The sequence below is a fragment of the Achromobacter agilis genome (genome assembly GCF_900496965.1).
In the GTDB taxonomy this organism is placed as follows: Bacteria; Pseudomonadota; Gammaproteobacteria; order Burkholderiales; family Burkholderiaceae_B; genus Achromobacter; species Achromobacter agilis.
On record NZ_UFQB01000006.1, the window covers coordinates 48,399 to 65,573 of the forward strand.

The 17,175-nt window shown below is 65.8% G+C and carries 15 protein-coding genes; 1 reads left to right on the top strand and 14 read right to left on the bottom strand.

Going from position 1 to position 17,175, the window contains the following annotated elements; translation table 11 throughout:
• Positions 1 to 9: 9 nt before the first annotated feature.
• The 9 genes from AGI3411_RS09155 to AGI3411_RS09195 form a co-directional block, all read right to left on the bottom strand.
• Positions 10 to 1,296 carry a Zn-dependent hydrolase gene (locus AGI3411_RS09155; RefSeq protein WP_129527067.1) on the bottom strand — a complete coding sequence of 429 codons (1,287 nt, stop codon included), beginning with the start codon at positions 1,294 to 1,296 and terminating at the stop codon, positions 10 to 12.
• Positions 1,293 to 2,987 carry an ABC transporter ATP-binding protein gene (locus tag AGI3411_RS09160; protein ID WP_129527068.1) on the bottom strand — a complete coding sequence of 565 codons (1,695 nt, stop codon included), beginning with the start codon at positions 2,985 to 2,987 and terminating at the stop codon, positions 1,293 to 1,295. Before AGI3411_RS09160 ends, AGI3411_RS09155 begins: the two co-directional genes overlap by 4 nt.
• A gap of 4 nt (positions 2,988 to 2,991) precedes the next feature.
• Positions 2,992 to 3,831, bottom strand: a complete 840-nt coding sequence (locus tag AGI3411_RS09165; RefSeq protein ID WP_129527069.1) for an ABC transporter permease — start codon at positions 3,829 to 3,831, stop codon at positions 2,992 to 2,994.
• Between the two features lie 8 nt (positions 3,832 to 3,839).
• Positions 3,840 to 4,826, bottom strand: a complete 987-nt coding sequence (locus tag AGI3411_RS09170) for an ABC transporter permease (protein WP_129527070.1) — start codon at positions 4,824 to 4,826, stop codon at positions 3,840 to 3,842.
• A gap of 76 nt (positions 4,827 to 4,902) precedes the next feature.
• A complete protein-coding gene (locus AGI3411_RS09175) occupies positions 4,903 to 6,507 on the bottom strand; it encodes an ABC transporter substrate-binding protein (protein WP_129527071.1) in 1,605 nt (534 codons plus the stop codon).
• Positions 6,508 to 6,582: 75 nt separating this feature from the next.
• The gene (locus AGI3411_RS09180) at positions 6,583 to 7,335 is read right to left on the bottom strand and encodes a LamB/YcsF family protein (protein WP_129527072.1); all 753 of its coding nucleotides are present in this window, start codon (positions 7,333 to 7,335) and stop codon (positions 6,583 to 6,585) included.
• Positions 7,336 to 7,378: 43 nt separating this feature from the next.
• Positions 7,379 to 8,380 (bottom strand): 5-oxoprolinase subunit C family protein, encoded by a 1,002-nt coding sequence (locus tag AGI3411_RS09185; protein WP_129527073.1) that lies wholly within the window; start codon positions 8,378 to 8,380, stop codon positions 7,379 to 7,381.
• A complete protein-coding gene (gene pxpB, locus AGI3411_RS09190; RefSeq protein ID WP_129527074.1) occupies positions 8,377 to 9,099 on the bottom strand; it encodes a 5-oxoprolinase subunit PxpB in 723 nt (240 codons plus the stop codon). The genes AGI3411_RS09185 and pxpB overlap by 4 nt, the downstream gene beginning before the upstream one ends.
• A gap of 29 nt (positions 9,100 to 9,128) precedes the next feature.
• Positions 9,129 to 10,355 (bottom strand): pyridoxal phosphate-dependent aminotransferase, encoded by a 1,227-nt coding sequence (locus AGI3411_RS09195; protein WP_129527075.1) that lies wholly within the window; start codon positions 10,353 to 10,355, stop codon positions 9,129 to 9,131.
• A gap of 329 nt (positions 10,356 to 10,684) precedes the next feature.
• On the opposite strand from AGI3411_RS09195, the gene AGI3411_RS09200 reads away from it, so the two are divergent.
• Positions 10,685 to 11,365, top strand: a complete 681-nt coding sequence (locus tag AGI3411_RS09200) for a GntR family transcriptional regulator (RefSeq protein WP_129527076.1) — start codon at positions 10,685 to 10,687, stop codon at positions 11,363 to 11,365.
• A gap of 30 nt (positions 11,366 to 11,395) precedes the next feature.
• Here AGI3411_RS09200 and AGI3411_RS09205 read toward each other — a convergent pair whose 3' ends face one another.
• The 5 genes from AGI3411_RS09205 to AGI3411_RS09225 all read right to left on the bottom strand — a co-directional run bounded on the left by AGI3411_RS09205 (position 11,396) and on the right by AGI3411_RS09225 (position 17,146).
• The gene (locus tag AGI3411_RS09205; protein WP_062682129.1) at positions 11,396 to 12,163 is read right to left on the bottom strand and encodes a slipin family protein; all 768 of its coding nucleotides are present in this window, start codon (positions 12,161 to 12,163) and stop codon (positions 11,396 to 11,398) included.
• Positions 12,164 to 12,215: 52 nt separating this feature from the next.
• Positions 12,216 to 13,655: an NfeD family protein gene (locus AGI3411_RS09210; RefSeq protein WP_208748053.1), complete on the bottom strand. Its 1,440-nt coding sequence runs from the start codon at positions 13,653 to 13,655 to the stop codon at positions 12,216 to 12,218.
• 115 nt (positions 13,656 to 13,770) lie between these two features.
• Positions 13,771 to 14,751 (bottom strand): Bug family tripartite tricarboxylate transporter substrate binding protein, encoded by a 981-nt coding sequence (locus AGI3411_RS09215; protein ID WP_129527077.1) that lies wholly within the window; start codon positions 14,749 to 14,751, stop codon positions 13,771 to 13,773.
• A 29-nt stretch (positions 14,752 to 14,780) separates the two neighbouring features.
• Entirely contained in the window at positions 14,781 to 15,977 is a 1,197-nt protein-coding gene (locus tag AGI3411_RS09220; protein WP_129527078.1) for a CaiB/BaiF CoA transferase family protein, read from the bottom strand.
• A 17-nt stretch (positions 15,978 to 15,994) separates the two neighbouring features.
• Positions 15,995 to 17,146, bottom strand: coding sequence for an acyl-CoA dehydrogenase family protein (locus AGI3411_RS09225; protein ID WP_165359135.1), 1,152 nt, complete (start codon positions 17,144 to 17,146; stop codon positions 15,995 to 15,997).
• Positions 17,147 to 17,175: the final 29 nt, after the last annotated feature.

Genomic DNA, 17,175 nt, shown 5'->3' on the forward strand with positions numbered 1-17,175 from the left:
GAAAGGTCCTCAAATAGGGGCGGGGTCTTGTGGTTCGGCCAGTCCGGCGCGCATGGCTAGCACCTGGCCCAGGCATCGGACTCCCGCGGCAAAGTCGTCCATGGCCATGGCCTCCTCGGGGTTGTGGCTTCCGTTCGCGTTGCGCACGAACAGCATGGCGGTGGGAACGCCCCGGTTCGAGAAGGTCGCAGCGTCGTGCCCCGCGCCGCTGGGAAGCTGACGGGGCTGCACGCCCGCCGCCAGTGCGGCGCCGCGCAGCGCGTGCTGCAGAGGTTCGTCCATGACCGCGGGCTGGCTGCCCGAGACGGGGCCCCAATCGAAGCGGACGCCATGGGAGGCTTCCAGTTCGTGCGCCGCCGCCAGCAGCAGCGAATCCAGCAGGCGCAAGGTGTCGACGTTGCGCGAGCGAATGTCGACGCAGAAGCTCACCTGCCCGGGTACTTTGCTGAAATCGGCCTGCATGGGGTCTGTGTTCACCTGGCCGAAGGTGAGGGTAAGTTCGTGCCCGCTGGCCTCCAGGTCTTGCCATTCGCGCTGCAGACGCTCGATCAAGGCGGCCAGCGCCACGACGGCGTCCTGTCGGTGGGAGCGTGGCGTGGCGCCCGAGTGCGCGTACCTGCCCTTGATCTGCGCTTGCCTGTAGCGATGGCTGCCGCAGATGCCGGTCACCACGCCGAGGGCGTGGCCGCCTCCTTCCAGGACCGGTCCCTGCTCGATATGCAGTTCGACAAAGCAGTCGATGGACTCTGGGCGCAACTCGGCTTCCCCCCGGGCAAGCGCCTCGGGCCGGCCGCCAAGTTCGCCGATGTGCTCCGCCAGGGTCCGGCCAGTGTCGGCGCGGCGGCTGGACAGGGCCTGGGGGCTCAGCAGGCCGAACGCGGACGTGCTGCCGATGTAGGAGACGGGGAACCAGGCGCTTTCCTCGGCCCGTATCCCCATGACCGTGACGTCGCGGTCCGGCTGGGCGCCTTCGCGGATCCATCCCGCGAGCACCGCCAGGCCCGCGACGACACCCGCCGCGCCGTCGTAGTTTCCGCCCCTGGGAACGGAGTCCAGGTGGGAACCGGTCATCACCACGGGCTTTTCCCGGCGGCGTCCCGGCAGTGTCAGGTACAGGTTGAGGGCCGCGTCGACGCGCACTTCCAGGCCCAGGCGCCGCGCGTTGTCGGCCATCAGGGCATGGGCGCGTTGTTCGCCTGCGCCGTAAGTGTCTCGCGTGATGCCCACACCGTCGAAGCTCGATGCGTGCAGTTGTTCGAACAGGCTTGCGGCCAGGGTCAGGTCGGGTTCTATCATGAGGCGTGGGGGGCCAGGGCCGCGTCGTTCAGGGATTCGGAATGGTGGATCGCGGCGGCGGGATCCCAGCCTCGTCCGGGCATGGCGGCGATGAGTTGCCTCGTGTAGGCATCCTGGGGATCATCGAAAATCTGCGCGGGCGGGCCTTGTTCGACCACCTGGCCGCGGTGCATGACCAGCAGGTGATCGCATATCTGCGCCGCCACGCGCAGGTCGTGGGTAATGAAAATCAGCGCCAGCTGCAACCGTTGCTGGACGTCGTGGAGCAGCTTCAGCACCTGCGCCTGTACCGACACGTCGAGCGCCGAGACCGATTCGTCGGCCACGATCAGCCGCGGTTCCATGGCCAGCGCGCGCGCGATGCCGACGCGCTGGCGCTGGCCGCCGGAGAACTCTCCGGGGTATCGGTCGAAGGCAGAGGGATCCAGCTCTACCAGTTGCAGCAGCTCGCGAGCCCGCTTTTCCGCCTGCTGGCGGGAAACGCCGCTGGCGAGCGGGCCGTCGCAGAGGATCCGGCCTACCGTTTGGCGCGGATTCAGCGAGGCGAACGGATCCTGGAAGATCATCTGGATGTTTCGCCGCTTCGGCCGGAACTGAGCTTCCGACATCGGCGCGATGTCCTGGCCGTCGAAGATCATCTGGCCGCCGTCGATGTCCAGGAGCTTGAGCAGGCATTTTCCGATGGTGGACTTGCCCGAGCCGGATTCGCCGACGATGCCCAGCGTTTCGCCACGCTTGACCGTGAAGCTCACATCGTTGACGGCATGGACGACGCGGCCCTTGCGGAACAGGCCCCCGCCGACGGCATAGGTCTTGTGCAGGTTTTCGACCTGCAGCACTGGGCCGCCAGCGGGCGTGGCACGCGTCGAGGGCGACGCGCGGTGCCGCGGGACGGCGCCGATGAGCCGGCGCGTATAGGGATGCTGCGGGCGGTTCAGGATCTGCTCGGCAAGGCCTTGCTCGACGAGTATCCCTTTCTCCATGACGGCGACTCTGTCGGCGATCTCCGCGACCACGCCGAAATCGTGGGTGACGAACATCACCCCCATGCCCTTGTCCCGCTGGATGCGGGCGATCAGGGCAAGAATCTGCGCTTGCGTGGTGACGTCCAGCGCAGTCGTGGGTTCATCGGCGATAAGCAGTTTTGGTTCGAGCGCCAGCGCCATCGCGATCATGACGCGTTGGCGCTGGCCTCCCGACAGCCGGAACGGCCAGGCGTGGCGGATCGCGGCCGGGTCGGGCAGCCCGACCAGTTCCAGCAGTTCCAGCACGCGCTTTTCCCTGGCTTCTCCCGGGTAGGCATTGTGGACGCGCATGACTTCCGCGATCTGTTCGCCAACGGTCAGCAAGGGGTTCAGCGCCGACAGCGGCTCCTGGAAGATCATGGCCATTTCGCGCCCGCGCATGCCGCGCAGGACGTCCTCGTCCAGCGTCAGCAGGTCGCGGCCGCCAAGCAGGATCTGTCCGCCTTCCGGACGGAGATAGTGGGGAAGCAGGCCCATGATGGCGTTGGCGCTCATGGACTTGCCGGAGCCGGACTCTCCCACGATGCACAGGATCTCGCCGGCGCGAATGTCGTAGGAAATGTCCTGGACGGCGTAGGGGCGGTCGCCGCCTGAGGGAAGGGCGATGCTCAGGTTCCTGATGGAGAGCAGCGGCGGATTGGAGGGGGGCAATGTCTGCTTGGTCACGGGGTCAGGCTCCACGCTTGCGAAGTTGCGGGTTGAGAGCGTCGTTCAGACCCTCGCCGATCAGATTGATGGCCAGCACGGTCAGCATGATCGCCAGCCCGGGCCACAGGCTCATCCACTGCGATTCGCGCAGCATCGTCCGCGCGGCGCCGATCATGTAGCCCCAGCTCATGAGGTTGCGGTCGCCCAGGCCAAGGAATGACAGCGCCGATTCGGTCAGGATCGCGGTAGCGGTCATGAGCGATGCGGTCACGATGATGGGCGAGGCGGTGTTGGGCAGGATCTGGGTCAGGATGATGCGGCTGGGACGCTGGCCGATCACGACGGCCGCCTGCACGAATTCGCGCGTTTTCAAGGTCATGAATTCGGCGCGGACCAGGCGGGCGACGGGCGGCCAGGACACCATCGCGATCGCCCCGACGATGGAGTGCAGGGAGGGCTTGAATATCGCCACCAGCACCATGGCCATCGCCAGCTGCGGCACGGTCTGGAAGAATTCGGTCGCGCGCATCAGGGCGTCGTCCACCCATTTGCCGTAGTATCCGGCGAGCGCGCCCACCAGGATGCCGACGAAAACCGCCACCAGGGTCGAGATGACGCCGATCATGAGCGAGACGCGGGCGCCATACGCCAGGCCCGCGGCGATGTCGCGGCCCAGCATGTCCGTGCCCAGGATGTAGGCCGGGTCCGTGAACGGCTTGATGAGAGGCTGGGCCACCATCATCCAGGGCGATTCTTCATACAGGACCGAGGCCGAGGCGCCGACCGCGATAACGATCAACAGCAGGAAAGTGCCCGCCGCGGCGCCGCGGTTGGCAAGGAATCTATTCAGGAATTTCTTCATGGTGTGCCTCAGCTTTCCTGGGTGCGCGGGTCGACGAAGCGATAGATCAGATCAGTGAGCAGGTTGAACACGACGACCATGGTCGACGTGATCAGGAACACGCCCAGCAGGAGCTGGTAGTCGCGCTGCAGCAAGGCATCGAACATCAGGCGGCCGATGCCGGGCCAGCCGAAGACGGTCTCCGTCAGCACGGCGCCGCCGGCCATCTGCCCGAGCTGGATCCCGGCGAAGGTGACGACGGGAAGCAAGGCGTTGCGCAGCGCGTGGTGGCGGATGATCTGGTTCACCGGCACGCCTTTGGCGCGCGCCGTCTTGATGAAGTCCATGCCCAGGACCTCAAGCATCGAGGCGCGCGTCAGGCGGGCGTAGACGGCCATGAAGAAGCAGCCCAGCGAAACGGTGGGAAGGATGAGATGGGTGGCGATGTCCTTGATCCTGGCCCAGCCGGCCAGGCCGCTGCCCACCGTCTCCATCCCGAACGGCGGCAGCCAGCCGAGTTGCAGCGAGAAGAAAATGATTGCAAGGAGCGCCAGCCAGAACTGTGGCGTTGCGTAGATCAGCAGCGATGCGGTCATCAATGCGCTGTCGATCCAGGGGTGCTTTCCCTGGTAGCGGCAGCGGGAAGCGATGATGCCGAACAGCACCCCGAACAACAGCGCAAAGGCGAACGCGCACACCATCAGCAGGAGCGTCGCGGGCAATCTGTCCATAATTAGGTCGAAGACCGGCAACCGTTCGCGATACGAATAGCCGAGGTCGAAGCGGGCCACGCCTTTCAGGTAGGTCGCGAGCTGGACGTAGACGGGCTTGTCCAGCCCGAACTGCTGACGCAACTGCTCAACGTAGGCGGGATCCGAAGATCCGGATTCGCCTGCGAGCACGGCTGCCGGATCGCCGGGCGCCATGCGGATCAGCATGAAGTTGATGATCACCACGCCCAGGATGACGAATAGGGCTTTGCCTAGGCGCGAGACCAGGAAGGACAATTTCTGCATGCGTTCGATTCCACGGTGTTCTGGCGTTCGGGGGCCTGAGCCCGAGGCGGGCGCGGACCCCCGTGGGCGCCGGTTGTTACTTGTCCAGGTACACGTCGGCGAAGGTGTCGTGCAGGCCGATGGCGGACTTCACGAGGTTGTGGACCTTATTGCTGTAGAGCGTCGGGTTCTCGATCTCGAACAGGTAGCCGTTGGCCACGTCGGAGACCAGCTGGCGCTGGATCTCGTCGTAGAGACGCTGGCGCTCGTCGTTCGAGGTGGAGGTCGCGGCCTGGTCCCACAGGGCGTCGACAGCCGGGTTCTTGTATCCCTGGTTGTTGACGAAGGCGGAGCCCTTGACGATGTTGCGTTCCAGATAAAGGCGGGAAACGCCCAGCGCCGGGTCGCCATACTGCGAAGTGAAGCTGAAGGTCAGGTCGAAGTCGAAGTCGGAGACGCGCTTGGACCACGTGCCGGCGTCCGCGGGCTCGATCTCGACCTTGAAGCCGACCTGCTCCAGGCTTTGGCGGGTGTACTCGCCCAGCCGGTCCCATACCGCTCCGTAGGGATAGGAAAGAATCTTGATCGGCGTTTTGGAAAGGTCTACGCCGGACTCCTTGATCAGCGCGCGGGCGGCCTTCAAGTCGTATTGGTAAGGCGTTACCTTGGCGTCGTAGAAGGGCGTGCCCGAGGAAATGGGGCCCGTCGCCACCTTGCCCAGGCCGAAGAAGATGTTGTCGACCACGAACTTCCGGTTGACGGCGGCCATCACCGCGCGCCGTACCAGTACGTTGTCGAAGGGCGGCTTGCGCTGGTTCATCTGCATATAGGCCTGGGGCGAGAACATTTCCCAGCCGGCGGTGGTGTACTGCACGTTCGGGAGGGCCTTCAGGCGGCGGACGTCCACGCTGTCGGCATCGCCGCTGCGCAGCACCTGCACATCCCCGCGCTCGAACGCCACCGCGCGCGAAGCCGCGTCGGGAATGATGCTGAAGACAATCTCGTCCAGGTAGGGCTTGCCTTTCTGCCAGTAGTCGGGGTTGCGGGTCAGGATGATGTAGGACCCTCGTTTCCACTCCTTCAGTTTGAAGGGGCCGGTCCCGATGGGGGTCTGGTTGGCAGGGTTGGTCTTGTAGTCGGTGCCGTCGTAGATGTGCTTGGGCACCATCGGCATGTTGTCGCTGACGAATGCCTTCAGGAACGGCGCGAAGGGCTGCTTGAGGCGGATCTCCACCTTCTCGGGATTCACCGCGGTGACCGACTCGACAAACTGGGTGATGATGACGCGCGCTCGCGGGTGCACTTCGCGCAGGAACTTGTCGATGGAGAACACGACGTCGTCCGCGGTGAAGGGCTTGCCGTCATGCCACTTGACGCCGGACTGCAGTTCGAACACGTAGACCTTGCCGTCGTCGGAGATAGACCACGATTTGGCCAGCCCCGGCGCGGGCTCCAGCGCGGGCGTCCAGGTCAGCAGGCTTTCGTAGATCTTGCCCGCGACGTATTGCGTCGGGATTTGCTGATTGAGGCCCAGCATGAGAATGGGCGGCTCGGGCTGGACGATGGCGCGCAGCGTGCCGCCTTGCGTCTGGGCTTGCGCGCTGGTGCCCGCGAACGCGAGGGCGGCCGCCAGCGCCAGCGCGAGGAACGGGCGCTTGCCGCGAGAGGGGGCGGGTGATTGGGTAGCCAGGACAGAATACATGCGAGTCTTTCCTTGGGGGGGACGGGGCTTTCGCCTTCCGGGGGGGGGATGGGGTGTGGCCGGTGCTGCGTTTCGTCAGATGGTCTTGACCGCGATGCCCTCGGCCTCCAGGGCGGTGCGGATCTGGCTTGCGAATTGCACGGCGCCGGGTTGGTCGCCATGGATGCATAGAGTGTCGGCCGCGATGGGGACGTCCTTGCCGGACAGCGATCGCACCACGCCGTCCTTCACCATGCGCTTGACCTGCGCAATGGCCTGGTCGACGTCCTCGATCATGGCGTGGGGCAAGGAGCGCGGTGTGAGGGTGCCGTCGTCCTGATAAGTGCGGTCCGCGTAAACCTCGAAGACCGTGGGCAGGCCGAAATCGCGGGCCGCCTGGGCGATCGCGGCGTTGGCGACGTAGATCGGCAGCGTCGGGTCCAGGTCGTGGACGGCGCGCGCGACGGCGTTCGCCAGCGCCGGGTCGCGCGCGGTCATGTTGTAGAGCGCCCCGTGTGTTTTCACGTGGTGCAGACGGCCTCCCTGGGAGCGGGCGAAGGCGTCCAGGGCGCCGACCTGGTAGATCACCAGGGCATAGACTTCGTCCGGCGTCATCGACATGGTCCGGCGGCCGAAACCCTGCAGGTCGGGGAGCCCAGGATGCGCGCCGATGGCGACGCCGGCCTCGATGGCGGCGCGCACCGTCCTGAGCATGACGTCGGGATCGCCGGCGTGGAAGCCGCAAGCGATGTTGGCGGAGGTGACGTGCGCGAACAGTTCGAGATCCTGGCCCATGACCCAGGGCCCGAAGCTCTCGCCCATGTCGCAGTTGATATCGATGGATGGCATAGTGTTTTCTCCTGGGGTCGTCTGGGGGGGCGGAGTCCGTGCTTCAGGATTCCAACGCCTGCGCGGCCGATCGGCGCAGGTGCTGCAAGCGTTCTTCGAAGTCTTGCCAGGCGTTTTCGGCGTCGGCTTGCGTGATGGCTTCGAAATACAGTTCATCGCCCGGCATGGCCTGGGCGAGCAAAGGAAGATCGGCGCTGGCGACGTACCCGATCTTCGGGTAGCCGCCCGCGCTCTGGCGGTCGGCCATGAGCACGATTGGCTGGCCGTCGGGGGGCACTTGCACGGTGCCGAAGACGGTGGCTTCCGAAACCAGCTCCAGCGGGCTATCGAGCATCAGGGCCGGGCCTTGAAGGCGTATGCCCATGCGGTCGGATTGGGGGGTGACCTTGTAGGGGCGGCGTTCGAAATCCGCTCGGGCCGACGCGGTGAACGCATTCCAGTGCGGGCCAGGGATGACGCGCAATAATCCTTCGCGCCTTGCCGGCTGCGCCACGTCCACGGGCAGGGCCGACAGCATGGGGAGCCCGCTTTGCACCATCCGGCGTTCGATGGGCAGGGCGGGGGCGCCCCGGCGTGGAGGACTCAGGGGCACGTGGTCGCCTTTGCGCAGCGGGCGGCCGTGGAAGCCGCCGAATCCGGCGCGCACGTTGGTGCTGCGGCTGCCCAGCACGGATTCCGGCGCGAGGCCGCCCCGCACCGCCAGGTACAGGCGTGCGCCCGCGGTGCGGGCGCCGATGTCCAGGACCACGCCGCGGCGCAGCAGCACCGCGCGCCCATAGGGCACGGGTTGCCCATCCGCGGTCACGTTCATGGCGGCGCCGCAGAGGGCGACCAGCGTGTGTTCGGAAAAGGACAGGCGCGGCCCGTTGAGGGTGCATTCGAGCACCGCCGCGTCTTCGGGGTTTCCGACGAGGGCGTTGGCCACGCGATGTGACCATTCGTCCATCGGGCCGTTGACCGAAACGCCGTACTGCTGGTGTCCCAGGCGTCCCGTGTCCTGCAGTGTGCTGAGCATGCCGGGGCGGTCGACAAGCATGGTTCTCATGGCCGCGGCTCCAGAAGATCACGGAATTCGTCCGGCGAGATCGGCCTGAACGTCAGCCGGTCTCCCAGGCGCAGGCGCGTCGGCGGATCCTGGCGCACGTCGAAGAGATTCCAGGGCGTGCGGGCGATGACGTTCCAGCCTCCGGGAGAGGCGTCCTGGTAAATCGAGGAAATGCCGTTGGCAATGGCCACGGAGCCCGCCTCCACGCGAGTGCGAGGCGAACTGCGGCGCCCTATCTGCAGGCGCGGATCCAGAGGTCCGGCGAAAGGATTGCCGGGCGAGAAGAAAAAGGCATAAAGCGTGAGCGGGGCGCCGCAGTGCAGCGCGATCGTTTCGTCGACGCTCAGGCCGCAATGCCGCGCGACATCCTCCAGGTCCGGGCCGAACTCGCCGCCATAGCAGGCCGGTATCTCGATTGCGCGTCCTTCCGTCGACAGCACTGGCAAGTCCTGCGACAGCAGGGCTTCAAGATGGCGCGTCAATTGCGTGGAGGGCAGTCCGGCGCCCTTCGAGAACGCCGCCGGCTGGAAATGCACGGCGACGGTCGTGAAGGCAGGCACCACGTCGATCACGCCGAGCGGCTTGTTGGCGATGAGCAGGGCGGTCACGGCGTGCACCGCCCGGCTGATTTCCACGCCGGCCTGTTCGCCCAGGCGGATCAGCAGGCAGCGGTCGCCGACCGGCTCGATCCGCGCGTCGCACAGGACAGCGGCGGGCATGGTGGATGCGGAGAGGCGCACGATGCGGGTCAGTCGCGGGTGAGCAGCGCGCAGGCTGCGACGATCTGCTCGCAGGCGAGCTTGAGCCGTTCATCGGACAGGGCGAACGCCAGCCGCAGGTAGGGCGCCAGTCCGAACGCCGTGCCCGGAACGACCGCCACGCCGGCCTCTTCGATCAGGTAGCGGGCAAGATCGGAGTCGGTCGATATCCGTTCTCCCTTGGGCGTCCGGGTGCCGATGGCGCCAGCGCAATTGGCGAATAGGTAGAACGCGGCGGGCGGGCGGGTGATCGTCAACAGGGGAGCGGCGCCCTGCAGGATGGACAGCGCCATGTCCCGGCGGGCGCGCAGCCGCTCGCGCCAGACGTCGAGAAACTCCTGCGGGCCGTCGAGCGCCGCGGCCGCCGCGACCTGGCTGACCGATGACGGATTGCTGGTGCTTTGCGACTGCAGCAGTTCCAGCGCCTTGATCAGCCAGGCCGGTCCGCCCGCGTAGCCCAGGCGCCAGCCGGTCATGGCGTAGGTCTTGGAAACCCCGTTCACGGTGAGGGTGCGTTCGCGCATGTCGGGCGAGGCCTGCACGAACGAGATGAATTCTCCTTCGTACACGATCTTCTCGTAGATGTCGTCCGACAGGACCATGAGCCGCGGATGCTGGCGGACGATGTCCGCGAGGGCGCGCAGTTCGTCGCGTGTGTAGAGCGCGCCCGACGGATTGCAGGGGGCGTTCAGAATCAGCCAGCGTGTGCGCGGCGTAATGCGGGATGCCAGCTCGTCGGGGGTGATCTTGAAATTCCGGCTGGCGTCGGGCGTGACGATGACGGGTTCGCCGCCCGCGATCTTCACCATTTCGCTGTAGGAAACCCAATACGGCGCCACGATGATCGCTTCGTCGCCGGGGTTGATGGTCGCCAGCATCGCATTGAACAGGATCTGCTTGGCGCCGGTGGCTGCGATGACCTCCGAGGCGGTGTAGTCCAGGCCATTGTCGCGCGCGAACTTGCGCACTACCGCGGCCTTTAGGGCCGGTGAGCCGCCTACCCCGGTATAGCGGGTATGGCCATCCACGATCCCCTTGATCGCCGCGTGCTGGATATGCGCGGGCGTATCGAAATCCAACTCCCCTTCGCTCAGGCTGATGACCGAACGACCCTGGCTAACCAGGCGGCGGGCTAATTCGCTGACAGCGCCGGTGGCCGAGGGACTGGCTGTGGAAAGACGGTCGGACAAACGCAAGTCAAGGGGAGCGGTAGTCATTTAGAACCCAGGAACAGCGTGGAAGGAAACCCGATCTTGCGTGGTATACAAGTAGAAGTACATCCGGTATACCACCTATATACCTTTATTTGGTAACATTGAAGTTGCTTTAAGGTTGCTAGTGAAATAACGGGGATGGATGACTTCCCAAGGGGCCGCGCAGGCGGTTCCGGGTACCGATCGGCACAGGTTCCCGGAACGGGGCGGCCCCGCAGCCGGGCGACCAGGCGTAGCCAAGCCTGGACACGAGCGCCGCGGGTGGAGGCCGGCGGGGCTTTTGACGAATATGTGCCAAACTGCATTCTTTAAATCGGGCGCGAACAGGAGCCATGACTACGGGTCAACTCACAGAACAAGATGGCCAGGAGGCCGAAAGCAACGGAAAGGGACTGGCGAATCAGGCGTACGACGCCCTGGTCGACCTGATCCTGTCGCGTGAGCTGAAACAGGGTGAGCAAGTGCAGGAGCGCATGCTTGCGCTGCGGTTGGGCGTATCCCGCACGCCGCTGCGCGAAGCCATGCATCGGCTCGAAGGCGAGCGGATGCTCGAACGCAAGTCCAATAACCGGCTGTTCGTGCGCCAGGTCACCTTGCAGGAGCTCATGGAGGGGCTCTATATCCGCCGGATGCTGGAGTCGGACGCCGCCGCCCGGGCGGCCGGCAACGTGCCGGCGGACAAGCTGGCCGACCTGCGCAAGCGCATAGAGGCATTGATGAACATGGACTCTCCGGCGGATCCGCTGCACCAGCAGCTGGACGCGGAGCTGCACGGGCTGATCGCCGAGTACTGTGGCAACGAACTGCTTGCCAGCATGATCGCCAATCTGCGTCAGAAGACCCGGATGTTCTCGCTCAAGCGGCTCGAAAAACGCATGGTGCCGGTCTGTGGCGAGCACATGGCAATGATCGATGCGCTGGCCAGAGGGGATGCGGAAGCCGCATCCGCCGAGACGATGCGCCACATCGACAACATCCGGCAGTCCATCATCGACAAGCTGGCCGGCATGTAACCCCGCGGGCGGGAGCGTTCCCCACCGCCTTCAGGTTTCGTCCTTCCCCGCAAATTTCCGCAGCACCTGCCCCAACTCGGTCGGAAACGGAAAAACGATGGTCGAGTTGTTCTGCGTGCCTATCATGGCCAGCGTGCTCAGGTAGCGCAACTGCATTGCTTCCGGCTGCTGCGACAGCGTGCGCGCGGCGTTCAGCAGCATTTGCGCGGCCTGTTCCTCGCCTTCGGCGTGGATGACCTTGGCGCGCCGCTCGCGCTCCGCCTCGGCTTGCCGGGCGATGACCCGCACCATGCCTTCGTTCAGGTCGATGTGCTTGATCTCCACGTTCGCTACCTTGATGCCCCAGGCATCTGTCTGCGAATCGAGGATTTCCTGCACGTCGTTGTTCAGCTTGTCGCGCTCCGAGAGCATTTCGTCGAGATCGTGCTTGCCCAGCACGGAGCGCAGGGTGGTCTGCGCCAGCTCGCTGGTCGCCTGGCGGAAGTTCTCCACCTGGATCACGGAGCGTTCCGGATCGATCACGCGGAAGTAGATGACGGCGTTCACCTTCACCGAGACGTTGTCGCGCGATATCACGTCCTGGCTGGGCACGTCGAAGACCGCCATGCGCTGGTCCACGCGTACCATCTGCTGGACCACGGGAATCATCAGGATCAGCCCGGGGCCCTTGACGCCAGTGAAGCGCCCCAGCGTGAAGATCACGCCGCGCTCGTACTCGCGCAGGATGCGCACCGCCAGCGCGAACAGCGCGAGCGCCAGCACAAGAATGGGGCCGTAGAAGGCAAGATTCATCAACATGGCAGGCTCCTGAAAGATGCGGGTTCGGGGTGGACAGGGAGGGGGCTGGGCGTTACGCGGGCTCCTTCTGTGACGGCGCTTCGGCGTCCGTCCGCACGCGCAAGGTCAGGCCTTGCGCCGATTCGATCACCACGGTGTCGCCGGCGGCCAGGTCCACCGGACCGACCGCCCGCCAGCGCTCTCCGCCCGCGGACACGTAGCCCTGCGCGCCGGTCCAGCTCAAGACCTTGGTGCGCTGGCCGATCAGCGCCTCGACGCCGCTGACGACGGGCGCCCGGCGGGAACGCAGCGCCAGCCGGCCGATCAGAAAGGTCATCCCCAGGCTGGCCACCGCGACGCCCGCCACCAGCGGCAGCGAGACTTCGTATGCCGGCGTATCCGTGTCGACCAGCATCAGCGCGCCCAGGACGAAGGAGATCGCGCCGCCGATGCCCAGGGCGCCGAGGGACGGCGTGAATATCTCCGCCACCATCAGCACGGCGCCCAGCAAGGCCAGGGCGATGCCGGCGTAGGTCAGTGGCAGCGCGGACAGGGCGTACAGGCCGACCAGCAGGCAGATTGCGCCGACGACGCCGGGGTATAGCGCGCCCGGACTCATGAACTCGAAGATCAGCCCGTAAACGCCGACCATCAACAGCATGAGCGCGAGGTTGGGATTGGTGATGATGCCCAGCACGCGCGTGCGCCAATCCGGCTCGCGCTCCTGCAGCGCCAGCCCCTTGGTGTGCAGGATGACCTCGTTATTGCCGACCCTGACGCGGCGTCCGTCCGTCTTCTCCATCAGGTCGGGCAGATCGTCGGCGATCAGGTCGATCACGTTCTGCGCGCGCGCTTCGCCCGCGGACAGGCTGGCTGCAGCGCGGACCGCCTGCTCTGCCCAGTCCGCATTGCGCCCGCGCAGGGCGGCAAGCGATCGGATGTACGCCACGGCGTCATTGATGGCCTTGGCCTCGCTCGGATCCTTTTGCGGCGAAGGCGGCGGGCCGCCTTCGTCTCCCGACGACGGTTTCTTGGCGGGCGGCTCCGCCGGCCGGGGTGGGCTGCCGCCCAGCGAGATTGGCGTGGCCGCACCCAGGTTCGTGGCGGGCGCCATCGCCGCGATATGGCTGGCGTAAAGAATGTAGGTGCCCGCGCTGGCCGCGCGCGACCCGTTCGGCGCCACGTAGGCAATTACCGGTACGGGGGAGGCGAGGATGGCGCGGATGATCTCGCGCATCGAGGCGTCGAGCCCGCCAGGGGTATCGATGCGCAACACGACCACGGCCGCATTCTGTTCCCGCGCGGCCGCCAGTCCGCGGATCAGGTAGTCGGCCGTGGCAGGCCCGACGATGCCATCCAGGGACAGCACCACGGCGGCGCGTGGATCCGGGGCGGGCTGGGCACTTGCGTCGACCGCACAAAGAGCGGCCGCCGCCAGGAGCGCGGCAAGGGCGCACAGCCTGCGGAGCATCGAACAGGTTCCGGACGTCAGGCTCTGAATCGGGGCGGCCATGGGCTGGTTTCCTCCGATGCGCAGCGCCAGGCGGTGAATCGCCTGGTCAGCTGCCTTCAGAGTACCACTTTTGTCAATCTATTCAGAGACTTGCGAAACCCTGGGGGCTGTCAGGCTATCGCAACGTGATCCCCGTCTGCCGCACGGCCCGGGCCCAGTACTCTCGGTCATCTTCCAGTCGCCGTGTGAGATCCTGTGCGGTGCCGCCCTCGGCGATCAGCCCCAGTTGAGCGTAACGCTCGCGCACGTCGCGAGACGCGAGCACGGCTTCCGTTGCTTTCGTGACGAGTTCGAGCACGGATTGCGGTGTGCCGGGAGGTGCGAAGAGGCCGACCCAGGTGTCCCGGTCCAGGCCGGCGATGCCCAGCTGCGCAAAGCTGGGCACCCCGGGTAGCAAGGGCGAGCCCGAGGGCGTGGTGACGGCGAGAACCCGGGTCTTGCCTGTCTGGGCGGCTTTGGTGGCGCCGGATGCGCTGAGAAAGGCGCTGCCGACGTGTCCCCCTATCAGTCCGCTGAGGTTGGGGCCCTCTCCGGCAAAGGGAATGTGGATGATGTCGATGCCCTGTTCGCGCTTGAGCAGTTCGCCGAAGAAGTGGGTGGTGGTGCCCTCTCCGCTGGAGCCATAGCTGACCGTGCCCGGCTTTTCGCGTGCCAGTTCGACATACTGGGCCAGGCTGTCTGCCGGTATCGTATCGCGGTTGACCAGTAGCGCCACCGGTGTCGTGAAGAGGGTAGATACGGGCAGCAGATTCGCGGCGGGCGGCGGCGCGCCGGCTTCGCCGCGGGTCAGCTGTTCATTGAGGGTGGAATTGGTAGCCGCGACGAACGTGTAACTGTGCGGACTTTTTGCGGCCAAGGAAATGCCGATGCGGCCGGAGGCGCCCGGGCGGTTCTCCACGATGACGGGTTGGCCCCAAGCCGATCCCAGGCGTTCGGCGAGGATGCGGGCGGCTCCATCGACGGCCCCACCCGCGGGGTAGGGCACGATCAGCCGCACCGGCTGATCGGGATAGGCGCCGGCCGAAGCGGCGGTTCCAGAGCCGGGCGCAGCGAGCGTGGCGATCATTAGCGCGGTCAAGTAGACGGCATTTCGCATTCCTTGTCTCCCCTGTGCATGGTGAATCTTCAGATCACGCCGGCGGCCCGGAGCCGCTCGATGCTGTCGGGCGGCAAGCCGAGCAGGTCGGCGTAGATGGCCTCGTTGTCCTGTCCCAACTCGGCGCCCGCATGTCTGGGCTCCGCCGGATCGCGGCTGAAGCGCGGCACGACATTCGGCATTTGCAGCATGCCGAAATCGCGGTCCGGGACGTCGACGATGGACCGGCGCGCCATGACGTGGGGATCCTTGACGACTTGATCGATGGTGTAGATCGGCGCCAGCGTGCCGCCGGCCTGATCGAAAGCCGCGAGGACGTCGTCCAGGTCATGTCCGGCGCACCAGTCGATGAACACGCGGTTCAGTTCCTGCTCATGCACGACCCGGCTGGCGTTGTTGGCGAAACGCGGGTCTTGCGCCAGTTCGGGACGACCGATGGCGCGGCAGTTGTTGGCGAACATGGAATCGATCGACCCCGCCATGGAGACCCAATGGCCGTCGCGCGTGCGGTAGACGGCTGACGGCGCGGAATAGGGGCTGCGATTGCCGTTCCGGGTCGGCACGGTGCCGAGCTGCTGGTAAACCCCCGGCATGAAGTCCAGCAGCCGGGTGATGCACTCGGTCAAGGACAGGTCTATCTCTTCGCCGGGGCGGGCGGGATCGCGGGCGCGCGGCCAGAGCGCCGTGAGAATCCCGATGGCGCCGAACAGCCCTCCGATCGAATCGCCCAACGGCACGCCTGCGTGCATGGGTTCGCTCTCCGGGTGCCCCGTCACGGTGGTCAGTCCGCCCATAGCCTCGAAGATCCGCGCAAAGCCGGGCCGTTCCGAGTATGGTCCGTACTGTCCGAAGCCGGTCACGCGCAGGATGACCAGGTTCGGCTTGAGCGACCACAGCACCTCCTTGGTCAGGCCCCAACGGTCCAGCGTGCCCGGCCGGAAGTTCTCGATCAGTACATCGAACTGGGGCAGCAGCCGCTTGAAAAGATCCACGCCTTCCGGAATGCGCAAGTCCAGTGTGCCGAAGCGTTTGCCTCGCTGGGCGGCCTTCCACCATATGCTTCTGCCGTCCTTGAACGGCGGGAACGCGCGCATGCCGTCGCCTTTGCGCGGCAATTCCAGCTTGAGCACATCGGCGCCGTAGTCGGCGAGCAGCGTGGCGGCGAAGGGGCCGGCCAGGACCGTGGCGATGTCCAGTACCTTGAGCCCGGCCAGGGGGCCCGTCATGGCGTTGCGTTCCTCCGTCATTTCTGCACCAGTTGGCGGGCGATGATTTCCTTCATCACCTCATTGGCGCCGCCGTAGATCTTCTGGCCGCGCGAGTCCATGTACATGCGAGCGATCGGATACTCGCGCATGAAGCCATAGCCGCCGAAGAACTGCAGGCAGCGGTCTATCGTTTCGCATTCCTTCTGCGTGCCCCACCACTTCGCCATGGCGGCAGTGGCCGCGTCGAGCCGTCCTTGTTGCTGCCAGGCGATGCATTGGTCGATGAAGACCCGCGCCAGCGCGGCCTCCGTTTTCATCTCGGCGAGTTCGAAGCGGGTGTTCTGCAACTTGAACAGGGATTGGCCGAACGCCTGGCGTTGGTGCACGTGTTCCAGCGTCAATCGCAAGGCCCGTTCGATACTGGCGACGGCGCGTATGCCGATCAGCAGGCGCTCATAGGGCAACTGCGCCATCATCTGGGAGAATCCCTGGCCTTCCCGAGCCCCCAGCAGGTTGGCCGAAGGCACCCTGGCGTCGTCGAAGAACAGTTCCACCGTGTCCTGAGCCTTGAGCCCGATCTTGTCCAGTGGCTCGCCGCGGCGGAAGCCCGCCAGGTCGCGCGTTTCCACCATCAACAGCGACACGCCCTTGGCTCCCAGGCTGGCGTCCGTCTTGACCGCCAGCATCACCAGATCGGCATGATGTCCGTTGGTATTGAACGTCTTGGAGCCATTGGTCACGTAGCTGTGGCCGTCCAGCCGCGCGCGGGTCTTGATGCCCTGCAGGTCAGAGCCGGCACCGGGTTCGGACATGCCGATGGATGCGACGATATCGCCGCTAGCCATGCCGGGCAGCCAGCGGCGCTTTTGCTCCTCGCTGCCATAGTGATGCAGGTACTGTGCAACGATGTAGTGCGGACCGAAGCCGGGGCCGAAGCCGCATTCCGCGCTGACTTCCACCAGCGCGGCAAGGTGGGCGTAGTCGCCATCGCCGCCGCCATGCTCCGACGGCAGGTCCGCCAGCAGGAAACCCATCTCGCCCAGGCGATTCCAGACGACGCGGTCGGTATGGCCCTGTTTTTCCCAGGCCTCCAGGTGGGGCAACAATTCGCTTGTCCAGTAGCGGCGTGCAGTTTGCTGGAATTGTTCGACTTCATGGGTACGCCAGGGTGATTGGTATTCATCCATCAACACGTTTCTCTCCTTTTGGACTGCCT

Excerpts from the sequence above, each read along its gene's own strand:
- AGI3411_RS09185 (WP_129527073.1), bottom strand. The coding sequence starts at position 8,380 with ATGAGAACCATGCTTGTCGACCGCCCCGGCATGCTCAGCACACTGCAG.
- AGI3411_RS09205 (WP_062682129.1), bottom strand. The coding sequence starts at position 12,163 with ATGTTGATGAATCTTGCCTTCTACGGCCCCATTCTTGTGCTGGCGCTC.
- AGI3411_RS09210 (WP_208748053.1), bottom strand. The coding sequence starts at position 13,655 with ATGGCCGCCCCGATTCAGAGCCTGACGTCCGGAACCTGTTCGATGCTC.
- AGI3411_RS09215 (WP_129527077.1), bottom strand. The coding sequence starts at position 14,751 with ATGCGAAATGCCGTCTACTTGACCGCGCTAATGATCGCCACGCTCGCT.
- AGI3411_RS09165 (WP_129527069.1), bottom strand. The coding sequence starts at position 3,831 with ATGAAGAAATTCCTGAATAGATTCCTTGCCAACCGCGGCGCCGCGGCG.
- AGI3411_RS09180 (WP_129527072.1), bottom strand. The coding sequence starts at position 7,335 with ATGCCATCCATCGATATCAACTGCGACATGGGCGAGAGCTTCGGGCCC.
- pxpB (WP_129527074.1), bottom strand. The coding sequence starts at position 9,099 with ATGCCCGCCGCTGTCCTGTGCGACGCGCGGATCGAGCCGGTCGGCGAC.
- AGI3411_RS09170 (WP_129527070.1), bottom strand. The coding sequence starts at position 4,826 with ATGCAGAAATTGTCCTTCCTGGTCTCGCGCCTAGGCAAAGCCCTATTC.
- AGI3411_RS09200 (WP_129527076.1), top strand. The coding sequence starts at position 10,685 with ATGACTACGGGTCAACTCACAGAACAAGATGGCCAGGAGGCCGAAAGC.
- AGI3411_RS09155 (WP_129527067.1), bottom strand. The coding sequence starts at position 1,296 with ATGATAGAACCCGACCTGACCCTGGCCGCAAGCCTGTTCGAACAACTG.
- AGI3411_RS09220 (WP_129527078.1), bottom strand. The coding sequence starts at position 15,977 with ATGACGGGCCCCCTGGCCGGGCTCAAGGTACTGGACATCGCCACGGTC.
- AGI3411_RS09225 (WP_165359135.1), bottom strand. The coding sequence starts at position 17,146 with ATGGATGAATACCAATCACCCTGGCGTACCCATGAAGTCGAACAATTC.
- AGI3411_RS09195 (WP_129527075.1), bottom strand. The coding sequence starts at position 10,355 with ATGACTACCGCTCCCCTTGACTTGCGTTTGTCCGACCGTCTTTCCACA.
- AGI3411_RS09175 (WP_129527071.1), bottom strand. The coding sequence starts at position 6,507 with ATGTATTCTGTCCTGGCTACCCAATCACCCGCCCCCTCTCGCGGCAAG.